Here is a 24,720-nt window from a genome sequence, read left to right as displayed (position 1 = left end):
TTGACTTAATCAAAGGAAACTAAGCCAGCCTCTTGCAACAGTTGGGCCGTCTCGTACAAAGGCAACCCCATCACGCCACTGTAGCTGCCGTCTAAATGCTCCACAAACGTAGCAGCCAAACCTTGTATGCCATAAGCACCTGCTTTGCCCATGCAGTCACCACTGGCGCAGTAGGCGTGGATCTCATCGGTAGAAAGGGCTTTAAAGCGTACGTGGCTGGTAGAGATGCTACGAAACTCTAATTGCCCGTGAACGAGTACAACAGCTGTATGTACCTGATGAGTCTGCCCAGATAAGCGCGCCAGGATGCTGGCGGCGTGTTCAGGGCTGTCTGGTTTGCCTAAGACATCGCCTTGCAGCTCTACCGTGGTGTCGGCGCACAAAATAGCTTGGCCTGGAACGATGAGCTGTTGAGCGTGTAAGTGCACCGTAGCGCGTTGTGCTTTTTCTTGAGCTGTACGACAAACATAGTCTAGAGGAGACTCGTTGGCGTAGTGAGGCTCATCCTCACCGGGGGGAGAGGGTATATCAACCACTTTATGTGCAATACCTACTTGTTGCAGCAGCTCGTGGCGTCTAGGGCTGGCAGAGGCTAGTAGTAAAGGGTGTGCGAGTTTATACATGATTAGTGTACTTGCAGTATTTGCATGCCATTTGTGCCACCTTGCGGGTGATACAGATCGCCTTGCGTCAAAATCACCCAGTCTCCTGATTGCACAATATGGTGTTCTAGCAAGCAGTTGATGGCTGCTTGATTGACGGCTTCAGGCGCGTGGGCAGCAGCATCAAAGGGCATGCTATAGACACCTCTGAATAGCGCGGCACGGTTTTGGGTGGATACGTGTCGGGTGAAGCAAAAAATGGGCACGCTGGAACGTATGCGCGACATGATCAAAGGTGTTCTACCGCTTTCGCTTAGGCTAATGATGGCCTTGATGCCAGGGAAGTGGTTAGCGGCGTACATAGCAGAGAGTGCGATGGTGTCGTCGCAGCGGTCAAAACGCTCCCATAAGCGGTGCTGTGAGCGCTTATTGACGGGTTCTTGTTCAGCACCCACACAAATGCGTGCCATCGCGGCAACGGCCTCTACAGGGTACTTCCCGGCGGCGCTTTCACCCGACAGCATTACCGCATCGGTGTGATCCAGCACTGCATTCGCGACGTCAGAGACTTCGGCTCGTGTTGGAATGGGGCTGCTCACCATGGATTCCATCATCTGCGTGGCAGTAATGACCAATTTATTCAGGGTGCGAGCATGTTGGATAATGCGTTTTTGAATGCCTACCAAGCGCGCATCGCCTACTTCAACGCCTAAGTCGCCACGGGCAACCATCACGCCATCACTGGCAGAAATAATGTCGTCCAAGGCCTCGTCATCGGCAACAGCCTCGGCACGTTCAATCTTGGCAATGATCCATGCGTTGCTGCCTGCTTGCTGTACAAGCTCGCGAGCTTGTTGCATATCGCGACCATAGCGAGGGAAAGACACTGCGATGTAGTCTACCTCTAGCTCAGCGGCGAGCAGGATGTCAGCACGGTCTTTGTCGGTGAGGCTAGGGGCTGAAATACCACCGCCACGTCGGTTAATGCCTTTGTGGTTGGATAGCTCACCGCCCGCTGTTACGGTGGTGTAGACGGCATTATTTTCTACTTTATCTACCTGCAGAATGATTCTGCCATCATCCAACAGTAATTCGTCGCCGGGGGCGCAATCCTGAACCAGTGGCGGGTAATCAATGCCTACGATGTTTTCATTACCAGCATCGGCAGGGTGATCATTAGAGAGCACAAAGGCTTGGCCATTTTTTAGCTCTACGCGTGTATTGGCAAAGCGGGCAATACGAATTTTGGGGCCTTGCAGGTCACCCATAATGGCGACATAGCGTTGATGTCGTGTCGCAATCTCGCGCACCAGTTTGGCTTTGCGTCGATGGTCGTCAGCGCTGCCGTGTGAAAAATTCAGGCGGGCCACATCCATGCCAGCCAGAATCAGTTGTTCAATAATGGTGGCGGACTCTGAAGCCGGCCCTAGGGTGGCAACAATTTTGGTACGACGTTTGGACACAAGCGCTCCTCAACTGCGATGATAGGGATGACCAGTGAGCATAGACCATGCTCGGTAGAGTTGTTCTACCAGCAAGATACGCACCATAGGGTGCGGTAAGGTCAGCGACGAGATGCGTATCTGCTGCTGACATTGTGCCTTAAAGCTAGGGTCCAAACCATCTGGGCCACCAATGATAAGCGCTATATCGCCTGTCTTATCACGCCAGGTTTCCAGTTGAGTTTTGAGGTGTTCGGTAGTGAGGTCTTTACCGCGTTCATCCAGCGCAATGCACCAGGCCCGTTCAGGGATAGCGGCTTGTATGCGTTTGGCTTCGGCTTGCATCATTTGTGCAGGCGTTTTGCCACTGGTGCGGGGTTCGGGTTTGATTTCTTTGAGTACGACAGCGTAGTCGGCAGGCATGCGGCGCGCATAGTCGTCCCAAGCCTGTTCTACCCAGGCCGGCATACGCGTGCCTACAGCAATAACATGGATTTTCATGAGCGAATATGGCTGGAGCATCCGCTGGGGATGCTCCAAAGGTAGGGATTAGTCTTCGTCGGACTGATCGTGCTGGAAGGGTTCGTGCAGTACTGGGCGGGTGGACTCTGGTAGCAGTGTTACGGCTACAGGTTTGTCACCCCAGAGTTCTTCTAGGTTGTAGTACTGGCGAATAGTAGGCTGCATACAATGCACCACGATATCGCCCAAGTCTATCAGTACCCATTCACCGGTGTCCTCACCCTCGTGAGCCAGAACTTCCATGCCATTTTTCTTGGCTTTTTCGATGATGTGGCTAGCCATAGAACGGGTTTGACGGTTAGAGGTACCGCTGGCGATGATCACACGATCAAACAAGCCTGTTAGGTGGGTGCTGTCAAAGACACGAATGTCTTGTGCTTTGACATCTTCCAAAGCGTCGATCACAACGCGTTGCTGTTTTTCTAAATCTTTCATAAATCAGTATCTGTTGAGTTGGCCGTTTGGCGATAAAGCCCCTCAGCCTGTATGTAATGAGCCACGGCAGGATCCAGTAAATCGGTAGGATCTTGGTGTAGTGCCAGTATGTGGCGAATGTGACTGGCCGAAATATCCATGGGAGGAAGGTTCAGCTGATGCAGGGTTTTGTGTTGTTGTTGCAGTTCCGCAGCCAAGGCTGCTGGTGTGTTGTAAGAAGACCCGGGGCGCTGGGCTACAGCCAGCTCAACATGCTCTAGAATTTCTTGCCAGTGATTCCAGCTGCAGAAGTTCTGTAATTGATCAGCACCCAATATCCAGTAGTATACCGGTCCTTTGAGTAGCTGTCGCAAGGTGTCAATCGTATATGTTGCACCGCCGCGGTTAATTTCACTACGGTTGATGTGTAGTTTTGGGTTGTGTGCACAGGCAAGTTCTAGCATGTGTACACGTTGTTCAGGGGTTGCCGCCAGCGGCGCTCGCTGCCACGGATTGGCAGCAGGGATTAGCTGCAGCGAGTCCAGTTGTAGCTCTGTCAGAGCACGTTCTGCCAGAGCAATGTGGGCTCGGTGTACAGGATCAAAGCTGCCACCGAGTAATCCTATGTGTTGTTGCTCAGCCATTCGCGTGGTTTCAGAAAATCGGCCAATTTGGCTTCTGGAGAGTCAGCTTCAGGTGCCCATTGGTAACGCCATTTCACTATAGGAGGCATGGAGAGCAGAATGGATTCGGTACGACCACCGGATTGCAGTCCAAACAAGGTGCCTCGGTCAAATACCAAATTGAATTCCACATAACGACCACGTCGGTATGCTTGGAAGTCACGTTCGCGCTCACCGTAGCTGAGGTGACGGCGTTGTTCCACAATGGGGATGTACGCTTTAAGGAAATGATCGCCTACGGATTTGACCAGTTCAAAACTGCGATCAAAGCCTTCTTCGTTCAAGTCGTCAAAGAAAATACCGCCAATGCCACGGGTTTCGTCACGGTGCTTCAGGTAGAAATACTCATCACACCATTTTTTATAGGCGGGGTATTTCTGCTCACCAAATGGCGCTAAGGCATCGGCACACTTTTGGTGAAAATGCCGGGCATCTTCTTCAAAAGCGTAATAAGGAGTGAGGTCCAGACCACCACCAAACCAGAAAATGGTTGCTTCGCTTTCATGCCTAGATTCGGCAATAAACAAGCGCACATTCATGTGGGTGGTGGGGACGTAGGGGTTGTGAGGGTGCAGAACCAATGACACACCCATGGCTTCCCATGGGCGGCCTGCCAGCTCAGGGCGCTGTGCTGTGGCGGACGGAGGCAGTGTTTTACCTTTGACATGGCTAAACAACACTGCACCACGCTCGAACAGGTTGCCGGCTTCCAAGTAACGCGACAGACCGCCGCCTCCTTCTTCACGTTCCCACTGATCAGCTTGAAACTTGCAACCATCGGCAAGTTCTAGGTGTTTAACAATACGCTGTTGTAGGTCCAAGAAATATTCGCGGACGTCGGCGACGGAATGGTTCATGCAATATCCTCTTTTACGGCTTAGGACTCGTCGGTACTAGGGATGGCTCGCCAGCCAATATCGCTGCGGAATTGTTTGCCATCAAATTGGATTTGAGCGGCAGCAGCATAGGCTTTGTCTTGAGCGCGACGAATGGAGTCACCCAATGCGGTTACGCACAATACGCGGCCACCCGATGTCAGCAATTGGCCATCTACCAGCTCAGTGCCTGCGTGGAATACCATGCAGTTGTCGGTGTCTTCCGGCAATTGTTGGATGACATCACCTTTGCGTGGGTTTTCTGGGTAGTTGGCAGCAGCCATGACTACGCCCAGCGCAGTGCGACGGTCCCAATCAATATTGGCGGTATCTAGGTCACCTGCAATAGCTTGTTCCAGCACTTCGCTAAAGTCGTTCTTGATACGCATCATGATAGGTTGCGCTTCAGGATCGCCCAAACGGCAGTTGTATTCCAAGACTTTCAGCGTACGAGTGCTGTCTGGGCCATCGCCAATCATCAGACCTGCGTACAGGAAGCCTGTGTAAGGAATACCGTCTTTTGCCATACCTTGAATGGAAGGCAAAATGACTTCGCGCATGATGCGGTTGTGCAAGGTGGGTGAAACGATAGGGGCAGGGGAGTACGCACCCATACCGCCAGTGTTCGGGCCTTCGTCACCGTCTTTCAGACGTTTGTGGTCTTGGCTGGTGGCCAATGGCAGCACGTTTTTGCCATCACACATAATGATGAAGCTAGCCTCTTCACCGGTGAGGAACTCTTCTACCACCACGCGCGCACCGGCGTTACCAAACATGCCACCGCCCAACATATCGTCGATAGCTGTCAGAGCTTCGTCTTCGGTCATGGCGACGATAACGCCTTTACCTGCGGCCAAACCGTCGGCTTTCACAACAATAGGAGCGCCTTTTTCGCGTACGTACGCTTTAGCGGCTTCTAGGTCGGTAAAGGTTTGGTATTCAGCCGTGGGAATCTGGTGACGCACCATGAATGCTTTGGCGTAGTCTTTGGAGCTTTCTAGCTGAGCGGCCGCTTTGGTTGCACCAAAGATTTTTAGGCCTGCTGCACGGAAAGCATCTACTACACCAGCCGCCAGAGGGGCCTCAGGGCCAACAACGGCCAGTGCAATGTCTTCGTTTTGGGCAAACTCTACCAATTGGTCTACATCGGTAATAGGTACGTTTTGTAGACGTTCGGCAGTTGCCGTGCCGCCATTACCAGGAGCAACAAACACCGTGCTGACACGTTGTGATTGGGCGAGGCGCCAGGCCAGTGCATGTTCACGGCCCCCGCCGCCAATGACGAGTAACTTCATAGGATTTCAAAGAAAAAGGGGCTAGACGCCCCACAGGGTTAACAGGATTATTCGGTTTCATCCATGACGGCAGTGGTGTACACCTCTTGCACGTCGTCTAGACCCTCAAGGGCATCTAGCATTTTTTGCATTTTTTCAGCGTCATCGCCTTCTAGCTCAGTTTCGCTTAACGCTTTCATGATGACGTCACTGACTTCGGGTTTCAGGCCTGCATCGTTAAAGGCCTGGTTGACTGCTGCATAGTTGGATGGAGAACAAACGACTTCGATCAGACCTTCTTCGTCGGTCATGATGTCATCTGCCCCGGCCTCTAGGCCTACTTCCATGATTTTGTCTTCATCAGCGCCTGGGGCAAAGAGAAACTGCCCACAGTGTTGGAATTGGAACACAACTGAGCCATCAATACCCAGATTTCCGCCATGTTTACTAAAAGCGTGACGCACATCGGAGACGGTACGCTGACGGTTATCGGTCATGCAGTCCACAATGACGGCAGCACCACCAATGCCATAACCTTCAAACCGGATTTCTTCGAAGTTAGCGCCATCTGCGCCACCAGCACCACGTTGAATCGCACGGTTAACGTTGTCTTTAGGCATGTTCGCCGCAGCGGCTTTTTCAGAGGCTAAACGTAGACGGGGATTGGAGTCGGGGTCAGGCCCACCTTCGCGTGCAGCAACGGTGATTTCACGGATGATTTTAGTCCACAGCTTGCCGCGTCTGGCATCTTGACGCCCTTTACGGTGCTGAATATTCGCCCATTTACTATGTCCGGCCATAACTTCGTACCAATTTAAAAATTATAAAATTACGTTTCAGATCACTATTTTAACCTGTGCGTAAAACTTCGCCTGCACTACACTGGCAGCATCAGGTACCTGTAGTATATAGCAGGCTATTTTTTATCTGGGATAGAGTCATGGCAGAAACAATCAATCTTGCACGAGGAAAGGCGGCTGAGGTTGTGCTGTTGCCGCGTATGGCAAATCGGCACGGCTGTATTACAGGCGCGACGGGTACAGGGAAAACTATTAGTCTACAGTTGATGGCTGAGGCTTTTTCCCGTCAAGGCACAGCGGTTTTTGTGGCTGATGTCAAAGGCGACTTAAGCGGTATCGCCATGAAAGGGGAAACTAACCCCAAGCTGGAAGCCAGATTACAAGAGTTGGGGTTACCTACACCAGAATTCTCCGGTAACTCCGTAGTGTTTTGGGATGTGTTTGGGCAATCCGGTCACGCTATACGTGCGACGGTGTCCGACATGGGCCCTATGTTGTTGGCTCGTATCCTAGAGCTGAATGACACCCAAGAAGGTATTTTGAATATTGCCTTCCGACTGGCAGATGATGAAGGCCAACTGTTGTTGGACATGAAAGATCTGCGCGCCATGCTGAATCATGTGACCAAGCGAGCCACAGAGCTACGAGCCAAATATGGGAATGTGTCTGCTGCCTCGGTAGGGGCGATTCAGCGTGCGCTACTACGTTTGGAAAGTGAAGGTGCCGAGCAGTTCTTCGGTGAACCTGCATTGGATATTGCCGATTGGATTCGTACCGATGCGCAAGGCAAAGGGACGGTCAACGTGCTGATGGCGGATCGTTTAATACAGTCGCCTCGTCTGTACTCTGTCTTTTTATTGTGGATGTTGGCAGAGCTCTATGAACGTTTGCCTGAAGTGGGTGATTTGGATAAACCGAAGTTTGTGTTTTTCTTTGACGAAGCGCACTTGCTGTTCAATGAAGCCCCCAAAGCCTTGGTGGAAAAAATCGAACAAGTGGTGCGTTTAGTGCGCTCTAAAGGGGTGGGGATTTACTTTGTCACCCAAAACCCATTGGATATTCCTGAGGCTGTGTTGGGACAGTTGGGTCATAGAGTACAGCATGCCTTGCGCGCTTATACACCACGTGATCAGAAAGCCGTGAAAACTGCTGCACAAACGATGCGTCCTAATCAGGGGCTGGATATTGAGGCAGCCATTACCGAGTTGGGTGTGGGTGAGGCGTTAGTCTCGATGTTGGATGCTAAAGGGATTCCTACACCTACGGAGCGTGTATGGATGTATGCGCCTGGTAGCCGCATTGGCCCAGCCACGGAAGCAGAGAAAAAACAAATTTTGGCAGCGTCGTTGTTTGGTCTGAAATACGACACCAGCATTGACCGAGAATCGGCCTATGAGGTGCTGATGAAGCAAGAGCAAGAAGCCGCTCAGCAAACTCAAGCCTCCGCTGAAAAGAATTCAGGGGTGGTGGGCATGCTGAATGACTTCCTGTTTGGCTCTACCGGGCCTAGAGGGGGGCGTAAAGATGGTTTGGTACAAGCCACCATCAAAACCGAAGCCAGACGAGGTGCCACAAAGTTTTTACGTGGCGTGTTGGGTTCGTTGTTACGCAGTAAATAACGCTTAGCTTTGGTCAGGCTGTTTACGCATGCCTGACCAAACTATAGCCCCCACAATGATCGTCCCACCCAGTATGGCTTGAATGCTAGGGTATTGTGCAAAGAGTAGTGCCGCAAAGGCGATGGCGTAAATGGGCTCTAGCGCAATGATAATGCCAGCGCTACGAGCATTCATACGTGTCAGGCTAGAGACCAGCAAGTAGTGTGACAGTGCCGTGCAGAATATGCCTAGCATGGCCATCCAGAACCAGTCCGCTGTGCTAGGTTGCCCCAAATAGGGTAGGGCAAAGGGCAAGCACAAGAGCGTGACAAAGAGGTTTTCCCAATAGGCCACTTGTAGGGCTGGCATGTGCGAAGCCGTGCGTCTATTGATGATCGTAAAGAGCGCAAAGGTAAAGCCCGATAACACAGCCCAAAGCAAACCTATGGTGGCTTCAGCGGCGAGATCGAATTCTGGGGTCACCAGAATCAACCCAAATGTGACCAGCCCCAGAATTAACCATTCATCCGTACGAACGCGCTCGCGTAGTACTAGCCATTCACTTAACGTGATAAAAGCAGGGAAGCTGGCAAACCCCAGTGTGGCGATGGCAATACCGCCAGTTTTGACCGCAATAAAGAAGCTGACCCAGTGTATGGCCAGCATAATAGAGGCCAGCAGTAGCATGCCAGCATCTTTTTTGTTCAAGCCTTCAGTGAGTCGTCTACCTTGAGAGCGAATGATCAAAAACAGCACCATGGCCGCAAAGAATGCGCGGAAGGTGGTGATCATGATGGGATCGCTCTTGATCAACTCCCCCAGAATACCAGTGAGACCAAAAAGTACAGCGGCCAGATGGCTCTGGAGTAAGGCGCGTTGATGGGTCATTGTCGAATATAGGTGAACAGGGTAGATTTAAGGGTTGAACAGTTAATGATGCTTAAATCATAACGTAGAGACAGAAGGAGTTCGTCATGGCAACAGAAGTCAACGCAATACGTATAGAGAAAAATGGTGGTCCAGAAGTGTTGAAGTGGGTGTCCGTACCACTGTCCGCTCCAGCCGATAACGAGGTATGTGTTCGCCACAAAGCCATAGGTCTCAACTTTATTGATATTTATTTCCGTGATGGTTTGTATCCTAGCCCATTGCCACATGGCTTGGGTTTTGAGGCCGCCGGTATTGTTGAGGCTGTTGGTAAAGACGTACATCACGTCAAAGTGGGCGATAGAGTGGCGTACGGCCAAGGCCCGCTGGGTGCATATGCCGAAGCGCGTAATATCCCCGCTAATCGCGTTGTGCGCTTGCCAGAGGGTATTAGCTTTGAGGAAGGTGCTGCCATCATGCTGAAAGGGCTAACCGTTCAGTATTTGTTGCGCCAAGTGTATGACCTGAAAAAAGGCGACACTATTTTGTTTCATGCCGCCGCCGGTGGCGTAGGCTCTTTGGCATGCCAATGGGCGAATGCCATGGGTGTACGTGTGATTGGTACAGCATCTAGCGCTGAAAAAATGCAGATGGCTAAAGACAATGGCGCGTGGGCAACCATCAACTACAGTACCGAAGATGTAGTGCAGCGAGTACGCGAACTTACCGACGGTGCAATGGTTCCTGTGGTGTACGACGGTGTGGGTAAAGCAACGTGGGAAACTTCATTGAAGTGCTTGCGTCCTCGCGGCTTGATGGTGAGCTTTGGTAATGCCTCGGGTGCGGTGACAGGGGTGAACCTGGGCGTGCTGGCACAGCATGGCTCGTTGTATGTGACACGTCCTATCTTAGCGAGTTTTGTGCCTACGCTAGAAACGATGCAAGCGGCAGCGGATGATTTGTTTGCGCAGATTTTGGCCGGCAATATCAAGGTAGATATTGGTCAGCGTTTCCCTCTGCGCGACGTGGCTAAAGCACATGAGGCATTAGCATCACGTAAAACAGTGGGCTCTACTATTTTGACGCTGGATTAAATCAGCAACATACAAAAAAGCCGGATCTCTTATAGAGCATCCGGCTTTTTTTATAAGGCGTCACGTTGCATCGTTATGAGTGCAGCATGGTGGGCGTACGGCCCACAGCACATGATTAGTTGGCTTCTTGATGGTATTTTTGCAAGCGCTCAACTTCTTTCTTGGAACCCAAAATCACACCAGTGCGTTGGTGTAGGTGTTCGGGTTGCAGATCCAGAATGCGACGGCTGCCATCTACCGATGCGCCACCGGCTTGCTCTACCAAGAAGCTCATTGGGTTGGCTTCGTACATCAAACGCAGCTTGCCATGACGCACAGACTCGCGGTGGTCACGTGGGTACATGAAAATACCGCCACGGTTCAGAATGCGATGCACATCAGCCACCATAGAGGCGATCCAGCGGGTATTGTAGTTTTTACCCAGCGGGCCTTCTTTACCAGCCAAGCACTCGTCGATGTAGCGTTTTACGGGGGCTTCCCAGTGGCGCATATTCGACATATTGATGGCGAACTCTTGAGTTTCTTCTGGGATACGAATGTTTTCTTGAGTCAACAACCAAGAGCCTGTTTCACGGTCTAGCGTAAAGCCTACTACGCCTTGACCAATAGACAAGATCAGCATGGTTTGTGGGCCGTAGACGGCGTAACCAGCAGCCACTTGCTGTGTACCAGCTTGCAAGAAGTCTTGCTCGGTGGCCACACGGCCTTTAGCGGCTTCAGGCTGACGCAGAATCGAGAAAATAGTACCGATGGATACGTTGACGTCGATGTTAGAAGAACCATCCAGAGGATCAAACAACAGCAGGTAGTCGCCTGTGGGGTAGTGTGCCGGAATAGGGTGGGGCAACTCCATTTCTTCTGATGCCATCCCTGCCAAGCAGCCAATCCACTCGTTGGCGTCCAACAGCATTTGGTTGGAAATTACATCCAGTTTTTTCTGGATTTCACCTTGTACGTTTTCGGTATCTTGGCTACCCAGCACATTGCCCAAAGCGCCTTTGTTTACCGCTTGAGCGATAGCTTTGCAGGTGCGTGCAATGGTTTCAATTAGCAGACGCAGTTCAGTAGGAACGCTTTGGGTCTGACGTTCTTGTTCAATCAAATATTGAGTCAGGTTTTTTTTCAACGTAATGCTCCGGGGGATCAGATATTGAGTGCTTTGCCAACGATCTCAGTCACGTTGGCAGATTGTGCCTGCTCTTGCAGTCGCAAAAAGGCGCTGTGCAAAGCATGGCGTTGGGGCTCAGCGTAGTGCGCCCAGTTGTCAAAAGCACGTGCAAGGCGCGCGGCAATTTCAGGATTCAGCGCATCCAAAGCAATGACTTGCTCGGCCCAGAACTCGTAACCTTCTACTTGATGTATAGCAGTGCTGTTATTCATGCAGAATTGGAAAATCAGGGAACGGGCACGGTTAGGATTGCGCAGTGTGAAGGCCGGGTGCTGCATCAATGCACGCAGGGCGGCAACATCCGTTTGGGGTGAGCAGGCTTGTACGCTAAACCAGCGATCTACCACCAAGGGATTGTGCTGCCATTTGGTGTAAAAGCTATCTAGATAGGGTTTACTGTCCGAAGGTTTCGCATAATAGACTATAGCTTGCAATGCTGCTAGAGAGTCTGTCATGTTGTTGGCATTTTCGTATTGCTTTTGTGCGGCAGCCAAGGCTTGTGCATCCGTCGTAGCGCACAGGTAATGCAACGCCAGATTTTTTAATGCTCTGTGGCCGGCTGACAAGGCATCAGGCGAATAGGGTTGCTGTGGCAGTTGGTGCTGTGCAAAGCGTTGTTGCCACAAGGCGGCCAAACGCTCACCCAAATGTACCTGCAGACGATGGCGAGCGTGTGCCAAGTCCAAGGGGCGCATCGGGTTTTGCAAGGTTTGCAGTTCGCGTACCGATGGCAGCGACAAAACACGTGCTAAGTATGCAGGCGATAGGCTGTGATCGTGCAACAGCTCTTCCCATACTTGCACAACCGCTTGTACGCTTGCGTGCGTCAGAGGTGCTGAGGTGTCAGTAGATAGCTCTAGCAGTGCCATACGGGCCAGTTGTTGTGCCGCTTCCCAGCGACCAAAACTATTGCTATCAAAGCGTGCCAGTAACTGTAGGGTGTCTAGGCTTTGTTTGTGTTGCAGTTGTACGGGGGCGGAGAAGTCACGCAGTATAGACAGCACGGGTTGGCTTTCTACGTGATCAAAGGTCCAGCTTTGTTCTTCTGTATCCAGTTCTAGCAAGAACTCGGTATGACGCTCGCCATTTAGCTCTACGCTTAAGCTGTTGCCTTGCAGATCTAACAAGCCCATTTTGATAGGAATCAGCAACGGCAGTTTGGGCGTTTTGGCAGCCTCTAGACGCTCTATGCCTACAGCAGGGTTATGTTGACGCAGTTGCAGTCTGTATTGGCGTGTGGTGGCGTCGTAGTGCTCTTGTACCGACACTGTTGGTGTGCCAGCTTGTTGATACCAACGACGGAACACGTCTAAGTTTTTGCCGGGATGGGTGCGGCTATACACCGAGTCCATCGCTGCGATGAAGTCATCGCAGGTAACGGCTTGCCCATCATGGCGATGGAAATACTCTTTAATACCCGCTTGGAAATCCTCTTCGCCTAACAGCGTGTGCTGCATGCGAATAACTTCTGCGCCTTTCTCATAAATGGTGGCAGTATAGAAGTTGCTGATTTCTTCGTAGCTCTCTGGGCGAATAGGGTGGGCCATAGGGCCACGGTCTTCGCTGAATTGGGCAACGCGCAATGTACACACATCATCAATGCGTTTGACGGCTTTGGCGCTAGCTGCCTCTGCGCTGTCTAAGCCGGCAGCCAACATATCAGCCGAGAACTCTTGCTCACGGAAAACAGTCAGACCTTCTTTCAGCGATAGTTGGAACCAGTCGCGGCAGGTAACACGGTTGCCTGTCCAGTTATGGAAGTATTCGTGACCAATGACAGCTTCTATATCTCTGTAGCTGGCATCTGTGGTGGTTTGCGGGTCGGCTAATACATAGGCAGAGTTAAAAACATTCAGGCCTTTATTTTCCATCGCGCCCATATTGAAATCGCGGGCGGCCACGACCATGTAGCGGTCCAGATCCAGCTCTAAGCCAAAACGTTGTTCATCCCAGCGTAATGAGCGCTCTAGGCTTTCTAGTGCCCATGCTGTTTTATCGCCATCACCGGGGTCGCTATAAACTTGCAGCAGCACATCACGGCCAGACATTGTGTTGACGCGTTTCTCGCGGCAATCAAAGTTACCAGCAACTACTGCAAATAAATAAGAGGGTTTTGGAAAGGGATCTTCCCACACTACTTGTTGGCGACCGTCTGGCAATGGCTGAGAATCAATCAGATTGCCGTTAGAGAGCATCATGGGGTAACGGGTGGCATCGCCAATCAGCGTTACGTGATAACGTGACATCACATCAGGGCGGTCAGCAAACCAAGCAATACGTCTAAAGCCTTCAGGTTCACATTGTGTGAATAGCTGTTGGTTAGAAACGTATAGCCCCATCAAGGCACTGTTTTGTGATGGGGAACATTGGCTGATAATTTCGATCTCACTCTGTAGGGAATCCAGAGGGATACGCAGCATTTGGGCATCAAGCGAATAACGCGATGCATCCCAAAGCTGGCCATTTACCTTTAGGCTGACCAGAGTCAATTCCTCGCCGTGCAGCTCTAAGACCTGAGGGCCTGCTTGCAGCATGGATGCGGTGAATTGAGTGGTGACGGTGGTGAGGTCGTTATCCAGTTCCAGCGTCAGGCTGATATCTGGGATTTGGAACGCAAAAGCCTTCCAATCGTGGCGATTAATAGTAGGGCTGATTTCAGTACGCATGACGGATGAAGTGAAACAGGTTTGAGTCAGCCTTAATTGTAGTGCGAATAGCTAAGTTCTTCAGTATTGCTAACTGTAACCGCATTCAGCTGTATTTTGACGGTATGATGTGCGTGATGAGCATTTGCTTATTTTGTGCTGGTTTTTTAGGAACCATTTACATTAAAAGAGGCTGAAAATGGGCAAACGGATTTTTAGTGGAATGCGCGCCCTGATCTGGGTATTTGCCGGTCTGTTATTGACTGGGTGTGCCAATACGTGGTCAGCAAAAGTGTCTACGTTTGAGTTTTGGCCAGAAAATACGATGGGACAAACGTATCGTATAGAACCAGGCCCAGCGCAGGCAGGGAAAATAGAATTTGAGTCTATTGCTGATACTGTACGCGCCGCAATGGGGCCTACAGGTTTAGTAGAGGGTGCTGAAAATGCCCGCTTTATTGTGCATTTAGACTACAGCGATCAAAACAAAAAAGGCTGGGCACAACGTTTTGCCGATCCTTATGTTGATGGCTGGGGGCCTTTCTGGCCAGGTTGGGGGGGGTATATGGGCTACTATGGCGGGTGGGGCGGCGGTATTTATTACAGTCCACGTGTCGTGAATGTGCCTGTTGAATATAAAGAGTACAGCTTGAGCGTGTTGATTCTGGATACGACACAGGACAACAAAGAGGTGTATCGTGCTACGGCTGTTACCGATGATGATGGTCGCGGTCTATTGGCAGAAATGGCTAGCCTAGCGCAATCGATTTTTGAAGATTTTCCTGGTAGTAATGGGCAGGTGCGAGAGGTAAAAATAAAGCGCAAGTAAATGAATACTTGCGCTTTGGAAAAGCCAGACAGTTAACGTTGATTTAATCTTTAATCAAAAAACTGTCTCGGCTTTTACCAGCTGCTTCAGCGTCAGTAATCCAACGAGGTGGACGGCCACGGCCTGTCCATGTTTCACCCGTTGCTGGATTATGAAATTTTGGTGGCAGTGCGCTTTTAGCAGCGCCTTCACCGGCTGTAGCGCTGCGTGTACCGCGACGGCTATAGGCTTCGGTGATTTCTTCCAACGTAATATCGTAATCCACCATTGAACGGATGATGGAGTTGATTACAGGGCGACGCTGACGTGTTTGCAGTGTACGCATTTGACGCTGTAGCTTGAGAATTTCTTTCTCGATTTTTTGCTTTTCAGCAGTGTAGGACTCTTGTGGCATTATAGTTCCTTTGTTAGTTAGGGATTTGAATCTAGCGCAATCTTAAAAATGAAGCTTTTTTAATTCTGAGATTTTTGCACTAGTATGAAATTATAGTTTTTTTTTGAGCCCTGTAAATACTTAATTTGTTTTCGTTTAGGAAACCCGTAGTCATGCTTTCTTCATTTCAAGTTGCTGCTTTGCAAATGGTTTCATCATCTTTACTAGATGATAATTTGTACCAAGCCGAAAAGTTGATTCGCGAGGCAGCGGAGTCTGGTTGCCAATTGGTCTCACTGCCAGAGTACTTCTGTTTCATGGGACATAAGGACCGTGACAAACTGGCGCTAAAAGAGTCAGATGGTAGTGGGCAAATTCAGAATTTTCTATATAAATTATCCAAAAAATATGCTATCTGGATAATAGGTGGAACATTACCTATAGAAACGAATGATCCAAATCGTATTTACAATTCATTATTGGTTTATGGTCCGGACGGTCAACGAATTACGCGCTACGACAAAATACACTTATTTAGTTTTAGCAAAGGTAGTGAATCCTATAACGAAGCGATTTCTATTCAAGCCGGAAAACCAGAGCCGCATGTGTTCGAGACGCCGTTTGGTCGAGTGGGGGTAGCAGTGTGCTACGACCTGCGTTTTCCTGAGTTGTTCAGGGCGATGGGCGACATACAATTATTAGTGATACCCTCTGCTTTTACCTATACTACTGGGCAGGCGCATTGGGAGATTTTGCTGCGTGCGCGTGCTATAGAAAATCAATGTTATGTGTTGGCACCGGCTCAGGGCGGCAAACATGAAAATGGCCGCCGCACATGGGGGCATTCCATGTTGATTACCCCGTGGGGTGAGGTGCAAAATGTATTGGGTGAGGGGCCGGGATGTGTTTCTGGTGTACTTGACCTGAATTATTTACGACAAATACGGGAAAACCTGCCAGCGTTGGCACACCGTGTTATGTAATCAAGTTGTTTAAAGGATGTGCAGCATATATGAAACCGAGTAATCCAACCACTGAAGCGTTAGGAATTGCCCGATCTGTTTTGTTGGAACCCTGGGGGTTAAACGAAGCAAATTTGGATCAAGCGTTGTCCGAAATCTTTGAGCATAAAGTGGACTATGCTGATCTGTATTTTCAATATACGCGCAGCGAAGGTTGGAGTCTGGAAGAAGGTATTGTTAAAGCCGGTAGTTTCTCTATTGAGCAAGGTGTGGGTGTTCGTGCGCTGTCTGGTGAGAAAACGGCGTTTGCGTATTCCGATACCTTAAGCCCAGATGCCTTGCTGTCTTCTGCTCGTGTAGTGCGCAGCATTGGTCGTCAAGGGCAAAACAAACGCGTAAAAGGGTATGTAGCACCTGCTCAGGCGCAAGCTTTGTTATACCCTGCGCAAGACCCTTTGCTCACCATGAGTGCGGCTGAAAAAGTAGCCTTGCTAGAGCGCGTAGAAAACCGTGCACGAGCGGCAGATTCTGCTGTGATCCAAGTGATGGCGAGTTTGGGCGCTGAATACGATGTAGTGCTGATTGCTGGCAGCGATGGCCGTTTGGTGGCCGATGTGCGTCCTTTGGTACGTTTGTCGCTGAATGTGGTGGTTGAGCGCGACGGTAGACGAGAGATGGGTTCCTCTGGCGGCGGTGGCCGGTTTGGGTTGGCCTATTTCTCAGATGAGATTATTGATCAATACGTAGAGCAAGCGGTGGGTTCGGCGATGCGCTCGCTGGATGCTATTGCTGCGCCTGCTGGGCAGATGACGGTAGTGTTGGGGTCGGGTTGGCCGGGTATTTTGCTGCATGAGGCCGTGGGTCACGGTCTAGAGGGCGACTTTAACCATAAAGGCTCCAGTATGTTCTCGGGACGCATTGGTGAAAAAGTAGCGGCATCCGGCGTTACGGTGATTGACGACGGTACCTTGGCTGATCGGCGTGGTTCCTTGAATGTGGACGACGAAGGTAACCCTACACAACGCACCGTGCTTATCGAAGACGGTATCTTAAAGGGTTACATGCAAGATAGTCGCAATGCGCGCTTTATGAATGCACCACTAACCGGTAATGGTAGACGAGAGTCGTACGCGCATGTGCCTATGCCGCGCATGACCAATACCTACATGCTCAGTGGTCAGCATGAGCACGATGAAATTATTGCCTCGGTGAAAAACGGTATTTATGCGTCTAACTTTGGTGGTGGCCAAGTGGATATCACCAGTGGTCGATTTGTGTTCTCTACCTCTGAGGCATGGTTGATTGAAAACGGTAAGTTGGTGTGCCCGGTTAAAGGTGCAACGCTAATTGGTAACGGTTTTGATGCCATGAATAAAGTCAGCATGATTGGTAATAACATGGCGCTGGATTCGGGCGTGGGTACATGCGGTAAAGAAGGGCAGAGCGTGCCAGTGGGCGTAGGCATGCCAACACTGCGTATTGATGGCCTAACCGTTGGCGGTACCGGCGGCTAGGAATAGCGCTTGGTCTGTGTAGTACAGAATGCCGAGCATCTACATGTTCGGCATTTTTTTGGACCGTTTAGGCGGTAAGCATTTGACTAAAATTATTAGAAGTCATATTATTTCAGTTCAAACTATTTTTTGTTTTGGGTTATGTGTTGTCAATGAAGACTGAAGATGGATACGATTTGCGCATTCTACGTGCACTGCGCATGATTACTCGTTCTATTGCACTGCACTCACGTCAATTATCGGCGTACAACAAAATCACTGCTCCGCAGCTGATCTGTTTACGAGCGGTCATTGATAAGGCGCCACTGACGGCAACGGCTATTAGTCGTGAAATGCATGTCAGCCCTAGTACGGTTGTGGGTATTTTGGATAGATTGGAAGACAAAAATCTAATCCGCCGTGAACGAGGTAAAGAAGACCGTCGTATCGTGTATGTCACCCCAACTGAAGAAGGTATTCAGTTAGCGAAAGACACACCTTCCCCATTGCAGAAGAAATTAGCGGATGCGCTCAATGATTTGCCTGAGCAAGAAAGGGCGACTATTACATTGTCATTAGAGCGCATTGTTCACTTAATTGATTCGGATCCTGAAGTGGCCTCTGAGCCATTGGATTCCATCACACCAATTCTGGAGGTCCCGGTCGGGGGTGTTCCTCCCGAATCCGGGTTGGTCGTGTGAGTGATACCACTACTACATTCGTAACATCAGCCAAGCCGGCACAGCCGGCGAAATTGGCGGAGACAGACGCAGATGTTGTTCTGCGTGCCCCGTCAGAGAAAGACGGGGCACGCATTCATCAACTCATTCAGGCGTGTCCACCTTTGGACGTAAATTCACTGTACGCCTACCTTCTTCTCACCACGCATTTTTCGCAAACCAGTCTCGTAGCAGAACAGCAGGGCCGCATCGTCGGATTTGTGTCTGCCTACATTCCTCCCTCTAAATCTGATGTGCTGTTTGTATGGCAAGTTGCCGTGCATGAGCAGTGCCGTGGACAAGCGTTGGGTATACGTATGCTCAAACGATTACTGCGGCGGGCTTCTCTTGCGCGCATTCAGTACGTGGAAACGACGGTTAGTCCTGACAATCCAGCTTCTCGTGCCATGTTTGCACGGGTGGCAGAGCATTACTCCACTGACCTCAATGAAGAGGCTTGGTTTGGTGCTGAGCATTTTGGACCACAGCAACATGCAGAAGAACCGCTGCTGCGCATTGGCCCCTTGCCAACGCGTGCGGCAATCTAAGGCACCCCACTAGAGGGTGACGTTTTATCACGGTGTGTGTAAGACCTACCTGAGAATCAGGTGGGAGGGAAACATGCACCCTAAAAAAGGAGAACGAACTTGTGACCGATCTTAAAATTTTTGAAACGATGGAGTCCGAGGTACGTGGTTATGTACGGTCTTTTCCTGTGGTGTTTAGCAAAGCAAAAGGTTCCATACTCTTTGATGAACAAGGCAAACAGTATGTGGACTTTTTTAGCGGCGCAGGCACGCTGAATTACGGCCATAACAACCCTTTTCTTAAGCAGAAAATTATTGATTACATAGCTGCTGACGGTGTTTTGCACGGTTTGGATATGGCGACCAGCGCCAAGCGTGCATTCATGCAAGCAGTAGAGCGTCATTTATTACAGCCCCGTGGATGGGAGTATGTACTGCAATTTACCGGACCTACTGGAACCAACGTGGTGGAGGCCGCGTTAAAACTGGCACGACAGGTCAAAGGCAGAAGCAATGTGGTGTCATTTACGCACGGCTTTCATGGGGTGAGCAGTGGTTCGTTGGCGGTGACAGCCAATAGAAAATTCCGTGAAGCGGCTGGCGTGGCACTGGGTAACGTGACCTTTTTACCTTACGACGGTTACTTGGGCCCAGATGTGAATACGCTCGCCTACTTTGAGCGCATGCTCACCGATCCTAGCAGTGGTTTAGATAAACCTGCGGCGGTGATTGTGGAAACCGTACAAGGTGAAGGCGGCGTGAATGTAGCGACTAAAGCGTGGCTGCAAGAGCTGGCAGGTTTGTGCAAGCAACACGATATGTTGTTGATTATTGATGACATACAAGTGGGTTGCGGCCGTACTGGTAATTTCTTTAGCTTTGATGGTATGGGCATAGAGCCAGACATGATTACGTTGTCCAAATCGTTGTCGGGCTTTGGTTTACCTATGTCGTTGCTACTGTTGAAGCCAGAGTTGGATGTGTGGAAGCCGGGTGCGCACAGCGGCACTTTTAGAGGCAACAACCTCGCATTTGTAGGGGCTACCCATGCGTTAGAGCATTACTGGTCTGACGGGCAGTTTGTACAACAAACGCAGCAAAAGGCCGAACGTGTGGCTGATTTCTTGGAAAACATCGTACAGAGTCACCCCGAAGCGGGGTTGAGTGTACGAGGGCGTGGCCTGATACAAGGCTTAGTGTGCCCACCGAATGGTTTGGCTGAACGCATTACGCAAGGATGTTTTGAGCGCGGTTTGGTGATTGAAACAGCCGGTGCACAAGACGAGGTAGTCAAAGTGTTACCCGCGCTCACGATTGAGCATGAGGTATTGCAGCAAGGCTTAGCCATTCTTGAAAACAGCGTGACTGCAGCGCTGTCCTAACCCACTAACCTAAGGAGACAGAACATGATTGTGAGAAATGTAGAGGATGTAAAAGGCACTGTGGATGAGGTACGTACCGACAATTGGCTCAGCAGACGCGTTTTGCTGAGCAAGGACGGTATGGGATTCTCATTTCATGAAACGGTGATTTTTCCAGGTACCGAAACACACATTCATTATCAAAATCACTTGGAAGCCGTGTGGTGCATAGAAGGTGATGGGGAAATAGAAACCATCAAAGATGGCAAGAAGTACGCATTGCACGATGGTGTGGTGTATGCCTTGAATGAGCATGACGAGCATTGGCTGCGTGGAGGTAAAGAGCCATTGCGGGTGATTTGTGTGTTTAACCCGCCCCTTACAGGTCAGGAAGTACACGACGAAAAAGGGGTGTACCCTTTGCAGTCTTCCTAAGAGGTAAAGGAGGTAATGACATGAATGTGTCTGTAGCAGATCCTTATGTATCTCGTACAGACCGTGGCGGCGCACTGATTGTGCGCCAAGAACCGGTGGTGTACGAACAAGGTGAGTATGCACAAGGGCTGACGGCCCAACAATTGCAGCGCTACGAAGAACAGGGTTTTCTGGTTCTGGATGGCTTGTTTGATACTGACGAGGTGCAGCAGCTCTGGCAAACCTTGCAACAGTTAGAGAGCGATCCTCAACTACGCAAACGACCGGAGTGTGTGCGAGAGCCAAATAGCCAGATACTGCGTTCTGTGTTTGGAGTGCATTACTTGGCTGAAGCGGTAGGGCAAATGGTGCGAGATCCTAGAGTGCTGGATGTGGCCAAGCAGATTCTGGGCTCAGAAGTCTATGTGCATCAATCGCGTATCAACTTAAAACCGGCCCTCAATGGCAAAGAGTTTTACTGGCACTCAGACTTTGAAACCTGGCATGTGGAAGACGGTATGCCTGCGATGCGAGCAGTGAGTTGCTCACTCTTGCTCACCGACAATACCGCGTGTAATGGTCCATTGATGTTGATCCCGCAATCGCATAGACAGTTTGTGAGTTGTCAGGGGGAAACGCCAGAGGAAAACTACAAAACCTCTTTGCGGCAACAAGAGGTAGGTGTGCCAGATGAGCTGAGTTTACGCTTGCTTTCGGATCAAGGTGGGTTGAAGGCGGTAGAGGCCAAAGCCGGTTCGGTGGTGTTTTTTGACTGCAATACGTTGCATGCCTCGGCGGGGAATTTATCGCCGTGGCCGCGAGCCAATGTCTTTGTGGTGTACAACAGCGTAGAAAATCAGCTACGCCAACCTAAGTATGGCTTGGCACCGCGCCCTGAATATGTGGCAGCTAGAGAGCATGTGCAGCCACTGATGTAGTCATCAGTACGGCGGCGCAGAAAACATTACAGGCCCGGTTTTCGGGCCTGTAATGTGTGTGGGGTAGGAAGGGGTTAAGCGTGTTGTAAAAAGCTGCTTAAGAACTCTTGTGTTCTGGCTTGTTGTGGCGCGCCAAATATTTGCTCAGGTGGGCCTTCTTCTACCATTTTTCCTTGATCGAAAAAGCACACACGATCCGAGACCTCTTTGGCAAATTGCATTTCGTGCGTCACCAGTAAAATAGTCAGGTCATGCTTGGTACTCAAACGTTGAATGACGTTAAGTACTTCGCCTACTAACTCAGGGTCCAGTGCTGACGTAGGCTCATCAAACAGCATGATATTAGGGCGCATCGCCAACGCCCTAGCAATGGCAACACGTTGTTGCTGACCGCCAGACAGTTGGCACGGAAATTTGTGGGCATGGTCAGACAACCCCACCAGCTCTAAATACTCTTCAGCCCGTTTATCCGCTTTCTCTTTGCTCAGGCCCAGCACGTGCCTAGGTGCTTCCGTGATATTGCGTTTGACCGTCATGTGGGGAAACAGATTGAACTGCTGAAACACCATGCCCATTTCCTTACGCATGTCGCGCAGGTGGTTGGCACTAGCAGGACGCAATTGGTCGTTTTCCACTTGGTGCCACAAGGGTTTCCCGGCTACCCAGATCACACCTTCTTGGATGTTTTCTAGGGTCATCAGAATGCGCAAGACGGTGGATTTACCTGAGCCAGAGGGACCAATGATGGTGACCTTCTCGCCGCGCTTTACCGTAAAGTCTAATTGGTCCAATACGGTGTGGTCGCCAAAGCGTTTGCTGACACCGTCGAATCGTATGATGTCATCAGGGTCGGGGGTAGCAATAGTCATTTCAGTGGAATTCCTTCTTTTGGTAAACGTTGATCCAGTAGCCGTATCAACCACGAGGCCACCAACGTCATCAACAGGTATAGGCCTCCCACCATAGAGAGGGGGATCAGGTAGTTAAACGTGCGATCGCCGATGATTTTTGCTACGTTCAACATTTCTAGTACCGATACTACTGACAGCACGGGTACATCTTTCATAATAGAGACTAGATAATTCCCTAAGGCTGGAATAACCCGTGGGATAGCCTGCGGTAGTACCACAATCGTGAATGTGCGTAGCGGTGCTATATCCAACGCTCGAGCGGCTTCTAGCTGCCCTTTGGCCAGCGATTGAATGCCTGCTCTGTAGACTTCGGCGGTGTAGGCGCTGTACTGCAACCCCAACGCTAAGGCACCGGTTAGAAAAGCTGGTAGCACGAGGCCATAATCGGGCAGTACGTAGTACAGAAAGAATAGTTGCACCAATAACGGGGTGTCGCGTATGAATTCTGTCAGGAAGGTGGCAGGCCAAGATATCCATTTAAAGGGGGCGCTTTTCAGTCCAGCCAGCACCAACCCTAACAGTGCAGCGACAACAAAGCCTAATAGTGTGGCTTGTAGTGTGACCACCATCCCTTGTAGCAGGATGGGCAAAATGGATTCGGCAAAAGCCCAGTTGGAACTGGTGTTCCAGGTATAACCAAATAACATTAGAGTTCCCCCTGACGCCAGCGCGAAACGTAGCGTTCTACGAGCTTGATGCCTGCGGTTAAGACCAAGGCCATACCGAAATACATAAATAGCAATAGGCTGTAGATGGTGGTGCTGTCTTGAGTGAAGTTGCGTATTTGTTCGGCCCTGAACACCAGATCGCCCAAACTAATCAGGGATACTAAGGCGGTGTCTTTAAGGTTTTGAACCGCCAAGTTACCAAAGCTGGGCATCATTTCTGGGATGGCTTGGGGGACGCTAATACGCCATAAGGTTTGGCGTGGGGTGAAGTCTAGGGCGAGGGCGGCTTCTAATTGCGTTGGGGGCACTGCCTGTATGGCACCGCGCACAACTTCTGCGCCGTAAGCGCCTATGTTTAATGAAAGGGCTAAGGTACCGGCCACCACGGCAGGCAATCGTAGATCCATGCCTAGGTAATCGCCTAGTACGGGTAGAGCGAAATAGAGCCAGAATAACTGCACCAGTAGCGAGGTGCCTCGGAATATTTCTATAAAGGCGATGGAAAAGCCTTTCACTACCCAGTTTGAGGAGAGTTTGCCTAGCCCAAAAGCAAAGGCAAAGATCAGCCCCAATACACTGGAGTACAGCGTGAGCTGTACCGTAACCCAAGCCCCTTCAAGTAACGGGGGCAAATAGCTAAACCAATCCATCTTAGCCAGCGCACAACTGTTCAGTTGTACGCTCGTTAGATTGGCTCATGTCGGTGTCGCTAAATCCGTAACGCGAGAGTATGTCTTGCCATTCTGGTGTGCTTTTAAATGAACGTAGTTCGTCATTCACTGCATCACGTAGGCTTTCTGAGTCTTGGGCAAAGGCAAAACCACCCCAACTACGCACTGGTTCGCCATTGACGATGGGGTCTTTAAAATCAGCGGCTGGTTCGACTTTATCGCTTTTAGAAGCGAGTTCGCTCACGGTTAAACTGGTGGCGGCATACGCATCGGCGCGCCCTGTGGAAACGGCAGAAATAGCATCCGCATTATTGGCCAGAGTCACCAAACGGCTTTCATCCACGCCCAAGGCTTGCATCATTTCTAATTGGTCTGCACCAGCCATGATGGCAATAGTGTGATCTCCCTTGGCAAACTCTTCGTAGGTGTGCACGTCTTTGGGGTTGCCTTTAGCAACCAGCAAGCCTTCGCCATACGAGCTGTTAGGGTTGGAGTACAGCACTTGTTTACAGCGCTCAGGCAAGATAGCCATTTCGGCGGCTACCATATCGAAGCGATTTGCTTGCAGTCCAGGGATAAGTGAGCCGAAGTTAGTGGTCACCCATTCAATACGTTCTACCCCCAGGTTTTTCATGATGGCAGCGGCTACCTCTGGGCCTGGACCCTTGGCTTCACCATTCATGTCCATATAGCCGTAGGGGATTTCATTGGCAACAGCAATGCGCACGGTGCCACGTTTTTGTAGATCTTCTACGCTAACGGCGTGAGCGGGTAAGAGGGCGGTAAAGCTCAATGCCAACGATGTGGCGATGGCTGAGCGTAAGAGGGGACGTTTCATTGCAAACTCCTTTTGGGTGCCGCAGAAAAATA

26 protein-coding genes are annotated in these 24,720 nt (G+C 50.4%); 10 read left to right on the top strand and 16 right to left on the bottom strand.

What is annotated here, in order from left to right:
* Positions 1-5: 5 nt before the first annotated feature.
* The 8 genes from ACLPHM_RS06350 to ACLPHM_RS06315 are packed head-to-tail and all read right to left on the bottom strand — an operon-like array spanning position 6 to position 6,612.
* Positions 6-623: a Maf family protein gene (locus ACLPHM_RS06350; protein WP_430220404.1), complete on the bottom strand. Its 618-nt coding sequence runs from the start codon at positions 621-623 to the stop codon at positions 6-8.
* 2 nt (positions 624-625) lie between these two features.
* On the bottom strand, positions 626-2,065 hold the full coding sequence (gene pyk, locus ACLPHM_RS06345) for a pyruvate kinase (protein ID WP_430220403.1): 1,440 nt from the start codon (positions 2,063-2,065) through the stop codon (positions 626-628).
* 9 nt (positions 2,066-2,074) lie between these two features.
* Complete coding sequence (rlmH, locus tag ACLPHM_RS06340; RefSeq protein ID WP_135865592.1) at positions 2,075-2,545, bottom strand: 23S rRNA (pseudouridine(1915)-N(3))-methyltransferase RlmH; 471 nt, start codon at positions 2,543-2,545, stop codon at positions 2,075-2,077.
* Positions 2,546-2,593: 48 nt separating this feature from the next.
* Entirely contained in the window at positions 2,594-3,001 is a 408-nt protein-coding gene (gene rsfS / locus ACLPHM_RS06335) for a ribosome silencing factor (RefSeq protein ID WP_430220402.1), read from the bottom strand.
* Positions 2,998-3,624, bottom strand: a complete 627-nt coding sequence (nadD, locus tag ACLPHM_RS06330) for a nicotinate (nicotinamide) nucleotide adenylyltransferase (RefSeq protein WP_430220401.1) — start codon at positions 3,622-3,624, stop codon at positions 2,998-3,000. Before nadD ends, rsfS begins: the two co-directional genes overlap by 4 nt.
* Positions 3,603-4,520, bottom strand: a complete 918-nt coding sequence (hemF, locus tag ACLPHM_RS06325; protein ID WP_430220400.1) for an oxygen-dependent coproporphyrinogen oxidase — start codon at positions 4,518-4,520, stop codon at positions 3,603-3,605. The genes nadD and hemF overlap by 22 nt, the downstream gene beginning before the upstream one ends.
* A 20-nt stretch (positions 4,521-4,540) precedes the next feature.
* Complete coding sequence (purD, locus tag ACLPHM_RS06320) at positions 4,541-5,833, bottom strand: phosphoribosylamine--glycine ligase (protein WP_430220399.1); 1,293 nt, start codon at positions 5,831-5,833, stop codon at positions 4,541-4,543.
* Positions 5,834-5,880: 47 nt separating this feature from the next.
* Positions 5,881-6,612, bottom strand: coding sequence for a YebC/PmpR family DNA-binding transcriptional regulator (locus ACLPHM_RS06315; RefSeq protein ID WP_430220398.1), 732 nt, complete (start codon positions 6,610-6,612; stop codon positions 5,881-5,883).
* Positions 6,613-6,752: 140 nt separating this feature from the next.
* On the opposite strand from ACLPHM_RS06315, the gene ACLPHM_RS06310 reads away from it, so the two are divergent.
* A complete protein-coding gene (locus tag ACLPHM_RS06310; protein ID WP_430220397.1) occupies positions 6,753-8,231 on the top strand; it encodes a helicase HerA-like domain-containing protein in 1,479 nt (492 codons plus the stop codon).
* 3 nt (positions 8,232-8,234) lie between these two features.
* Here ACLPHM_RS06310 and ACLPHM_RS06305 read toward each other — a convergent pair whose 3' ends face one another.
* The gene (locus ACLPHM_RS06305) at positions 8,235-9,098 is read right to left on the bottom strand and encodes a DMT family transporter (RefSeq protein WP_430220396.1); all 864 of its coding nucleotides are present in this window, start codon (positions 9,096-9,098) and stop codon (positions 8,235-8,237) included.
* Between the two features lie 86 nt (positions 9,099-9,184).
* Here ACLPHM_RS06305 and ACLPHM_RS06300 point away from each other — a divergent pair, with 86 nt between their 5' ends.
* Positions 9,185-10,171, top strand: coding sequence for a quinone oxidoreductase family protein (locus ACLPHM_RS06300; RefSeq protein ID WP_430220395.1), 987 nt, complete (start codon positions 9,185-9,187; stop codon positions 10,169-10,171).
* 115 nt (positions 10,172-10,286) lie between these two features.
* Here ACLPHM_RS06300 and ACLPHM_RS06295 read toward each other — a convergent pair whose 3' ends face one another.
* Both ACLPHM_RS06295 and pepN read right to left on the bottom strand, forming a co-directional pair.
* Positions 10,287-11,297 (bottom strand): class 1 fructose-bisphosphatase, encoded by a 1,011-nt coding sequence (locus tag ACLPHM_RS06295; protein WP_430220394.1) that lies wholly within the window; start codon positions 11,295-11,297, stop codon positions 10,287-10,289.
* A gap of 17 nt (positions 11,298-11,314) precedes the next feature.
* Positions 11,315-14,005 (bottom strand): aminopeptidase N, encoded by a 2,691-nt coding sequence (gene pepN / locus ACLPHM_RS06290; protein ID WP_430220393.1) that lies wholly within the window; start codon positions 14,003-14,005, stop codon positions 11,315-11,317.
* A 178-nt stretch (positions 14,006-14,183) separates the two neighbouring features.
* On the opposite strand from pepN, the gene ACLPHM_RS06285 reads away from it, so the two are divergent.
* The gene (locus ACLPHM_RS06285) at positions 14,184-14,813 is read left to right on the top strand and encodes a DUF4136 domain-containing protein (protein ID WP_430220392.1); all 630 of its coding nucleotides are present in this window, start codon (positions 14,184-14,186) and stop codon (positions 14,811-14,813) included.
* Between the two features lie 43 nt (positions 14,814-14,856).
* On the opposite strand, the gene ACLPHM_RS06280 is transcribed toward ACLPHM_RS06285, so the two are convergent.
* The gene (locus ACLPHM_RS06280; RefSeq protein WP_430220391.1) at positions 14,857-15,207 is read right to left on the bottom strand and encodes an H-NS histone family protein; all 351 of its coding nucleotides are present in this window, start codon (positions 15,205-15,207) and stop codon (positions 14,857-14,859) included.
* Between the two features lie 152 nt (positions 15,208-15,359).
* Between ACLPHM_RS06280 and ACLPHM_RS06275 the strand changes: the two genes are divergently transcribed.
* The 7 genes from ACLPHM_RS06275 to thpD all read left to right on the top strand — a co-directional run bounded on the left by ACLPHM_RS06275 (position 15,360) and on the right by thpD (position 21,600).
* Positions 15,360-16,169: a carbon-nitrogen hydrolase family protein gene (locus ACLPHM_RS06275; RefSeq protein ID WP_430220390.1), complete on the top strand. Its 810-nt coding sequence runs from the start codon at positions 15,360-15,362 to the stop codon at positions 16,167-16,169.
* Between the two features lie 29 nt (positions 16,170-16,198).
* Positions 16,199-17,662 (top strand): metalloprotease TldD, encoded by a 1,464-nt coding sequence (tldD, locus tag ACLPHM_RS06270; RefSeq protein WP_430220389.1) that lies wholly within the window; start codon positions 16,199-16,201, stop codon positions 17,660-17,662.
* Positions 17,663-17,814: 152 nt separating this feature from the next.
* Complete coding sequence (locus ACLPHM_RS06265; protein WP_135865395.1) at positions 17,815-18,342, top strand: MarR family winged helix-turn-helix transcriptional regulator; 528 nt, start codon at positions 17,815-17,817, stop codon at positions 18,340-18,342.
* Positions 18,343-18,395: 53 nt separating this feature from the next.
* Positions 18,396-18,908 (top strand): diaminobutyrate acetyltransferase, encoded by a 513-nt coding sequence (gene ectA / locus ACLPHM_RS06260; protein ID WP_430220757.1) that lies wholly within the window; start codon positions 18,396-18,398, stop codon positions 18,906-18,908.
* Positions 18,909-19,009: 101 nt separating this feature from the next.
* Positions 19,010-20,269: a diaminobutyrate--2-oxoglutarate transaminase gene (gene ectB, locus ACLPHM_RS06255; protein WP_430220388.1), complete on the top strand. Its 1,260-nt coding sequence runs from the start codon at positions 19,010-19,012 to the stop codon at positions 20,267-20,269.
* A gap of 24 nt (positions 20,270-20,293) precedes the next feature.
* Positions 20,294-20,683, top strand: a complete 390-nt coding sequence (locus ACLPHM_RS06250) for an ectoine synthase (protein ID WP_430220387.1) — start codon at positions 20,294-20,296, stop codon at positions 20,681-20,683.
* A gap of 20 nt (positions 20,684-20,703) precedes the next feature.
* A complete protein-coding gene (gene thpD / locus ACLPHM_RS06245) occupies positions 20,704-21,600 on the top strand; it encodes an ectoine hydroxylase (protein ID WP_430220386.1) in 897 nt (298 codons plus the stop codon).
* Positions 21,601-21,674: 74 nt separating this feature from the next.
* Here the strand turns inward: thpD and ehuA are convergent, their stop codons facing one another.
* The 4 genes from ehuA to ehuB are packed head-to-tail and all read right to left on the bottom strand — an operon-like array spanning position 21,675 to position 24,688.
* Complete coding sequence (gene ehuA / locus ACLPHM_RS06240; protein ID WP_430220385.1) at positions 21,675-22,469, bottom strand: ectoine/hydroxyectoine ABC transporter ATP-binding protein EhuA; 795 nt, start codon at positions 22,467-22,469, stop codon at positions 21,675-21,677.
* Positions 22,466-23,158 (bottom strand): ectoine/hydroxyectoine ABC transporter permease subunit EhuD, encoded by a 693-nt coding sequence (ehuD, locus tag ACLPHM_RS06235; RefSeq protein WP_430220384.1) that lies wholly within the window; start codon positions 23,156-23,158, stop codon positions 22,466-22,468. The genes ehuA and ehuD overlap by 4 nt, the downstream gene beginning before the upstream one ends.
* The gene (gene ehuC / locus ACLPHM_RS06230) at positions 23,158-23,829 is read right to left on the bottom strand and encodes an ectoine/hydroxyectoine ABC transporter permease subunit EhuC (RefSeq protein ID WP_430220383.1); all 672 of its coding nucleotides are present in this window, start codon (positions 23,827-23,829) and stop codon (positions 23,158-23,160) included. The genes ehuD and ehuC overlap by 1 nt, the downstream gene beginning before the upstream one ends.
* Before the next feature lies 1 nt (position 23,830).
* Positions 23,831-24,688, bottom strand: coding sequence for an ectoine/hydroxyectoine ABC transporter substrate-binding protein EhuB (gene ehuB / locus ACLPHM_RS06225; protein WP_430220382.1), 858 nt, complete (start codon positions 24,686-24,688; stop codon positions 23,831-23,833).
* Positions 24,689-24,720 lie beyond the last annotated feature (32 nt).

Source organism: Paenalcaligenes sp. Me131 (assembly GCF_050487225.1).
Taxonomy (GTDB): Bacteria; Pseudomonadota; Gammaproteobacteria; order Burkholderiales; family Burkholderiaceae_B; genus Paenalcaligenes.
The sequence above is the reverse complement of the archived record's forward strand: the minus strand, read 5'-3'. Positions and strand labels throughout refer to the sequence as shown.

What these genes read in the sequence shown, in the direction of transcription:
- ACLPHM_RS06350 (WP_430220404.1), bottom strand. Translation starts at nt 623, where the DNA reads ATGTATAAACTCGCACACCCTTTACTACTAGCCTCTGCCAGCCCTAGA.
- rlmH (WP_135865592.1), bottom strand. Translation starts at nt 2,545, where the DNA reads ATGAAAATCCATGTTATTGCTGTAGGCACGCGTATGCCGGCCTGGGTA.
- rsfS (WP_430220402.1), bottom strand. Translation starts at nt 3,001, where the DNA reads ATGAAAGATTTAGAAAAACAGCAACGCGTTGTGATCGACGCTTTGGAA.
- nadD (WP_430220401.1), bottom strand. Translation starts at nt 3,624, where the DNA reads ATGGCTGAGCAACAACACATAGGATTACTCGGTGGCAGCTTTGATCCT.
- hemF (WP_430220400.1), bottom strand. Translation starts at nt 4,520, where the DNA reads ATGAACCATTCCGTCGCCGACGTCCGCGAATATTTCTTGGACCTACAA.
- purD (WP_430220399.1), bottom strand. Translation starts at nt 5,833, where the DNA reads ATGAAGTTACTCGTCATTGGCGGCGGGGGCCGTGAACATGCACTGGCC.
- ACLPHM_RS06315 (WP_430220398.1), bottom strand. Translation starts at nt 6,612, where the DNA reads ATGGCCGGACATAGTAAATGGGCGAATATTCAGCACCGTAAAGGGCGT.
- ACLPHM_RS06310 (WP_430220397.1), top strand. Translation starts at nt 6,753, where the DNA reads ATGGCAGAAACAATCAATCTTGCACGAGGAAAGGCGGCTGAGGTTGTG.
- ACLPHM_RS06305 (WP_430220396.1), bottom strand. Translation starts at nt 9,098, where the DNA reads ATGACCCATCAACGCGCCTTACTCCAGAGCCATCTGGCCGCTGTACTT.
- ACLPHM_RS06300 (WP_430220395.1), top strand. Translation starts at nt 9,185, where the DNA reads ATGGCAACAGAAGTCAACGCAATACGTATAGAGAAAAATGGTGGTCCA.
- pepN (WP_430220393.1), bottom strand. Translation starts at nt 14,005, where the DNA reads ATGCGTACTGAAATCAGCCCTACTATTAATCGCCACGATTGGAAGGCT.
- ACLPHM_RS06285 (WP_430220392.1), top strand. Translation starts at nt 14,184, where the DNA reads ATGGGCAAACGGATTTTTAGTGGAATGCGCGCCCTGATCTGGGTATTT.
- ACLPHM_RS06280 (WP_430220391.1), bottom strand. Translation starts at nt 15,207, where the DNA reads ATGCCACAAGAGTCCTACACTGCTGAAAAGCAAAAAATCGAGAAAGAA.
- ACLPHM_RS06275 (WP_430220390.1), top strand. Translation starts at nt 15,360, where the DNA reads ATGCTTTCTTCATTTCAAGTTGCTGCTTTGCAAATGGTTTCATCATCT.
- tldD (WP_430220389.1), top strand. Translation starts at nt 16,199, where the DNA reads ATGAAACCGAGTAATCCAACCACTGAAGCGTTAGGAATTGCCCGATCT.
- ACLPHM_RS06265 (WP_135865395.1), top strand. Translation starts at nt 17,815, where the DNA reads ATGAAGACTGAAGATGGATACGATTTGCGCATTCTACGTGCACTGCGC.
- ACLPHM_RS06250 (WP_430220387.1), top strand. Translation starts at nt 20,294, where the DNA reads ATGATTGTGAGAAATGTAGAGGATGTAAAAGGCACTGTGGATGAGGTA.
- thpD (WP_430220386.1), top strand. Translation starts at nt 20,704, where the DNA reads ATGAATGTGTCTGTAGCAGATCCTTATGTATCTCGTACAGACCGTGGC.
- ehuA (WP_430220385.1), bottom strand. Translation starts at nt 22,469, where the DNA reads ATGACTATTGCTACCCCCGACCCTGATGACATCATACGATTCGACGGT.
- ehuD (WP_430220384.1), bottom strand. Translation starts at nt 23,158, where the DNA reads ATGTTATTTGGTTATACCTGGAACACCAGTTCCAACTGGGCTTTTGCC.
- ehuC (WP_430220383.1), bottom strand. Translation starts at nt 23,829, where the DNA reads ATGGATTGGTTTAGCTATTTGCCCCCGTTACTTGAAGGGGCTTGGGTT.
- ehuB (WP_430220382.1), bottom strand. Translation starts at nt 24,688, where the DNA reads ATGAAACGTCCCCTCTTACGCTCAGCCATCGCCACATCGTTGGCATTG.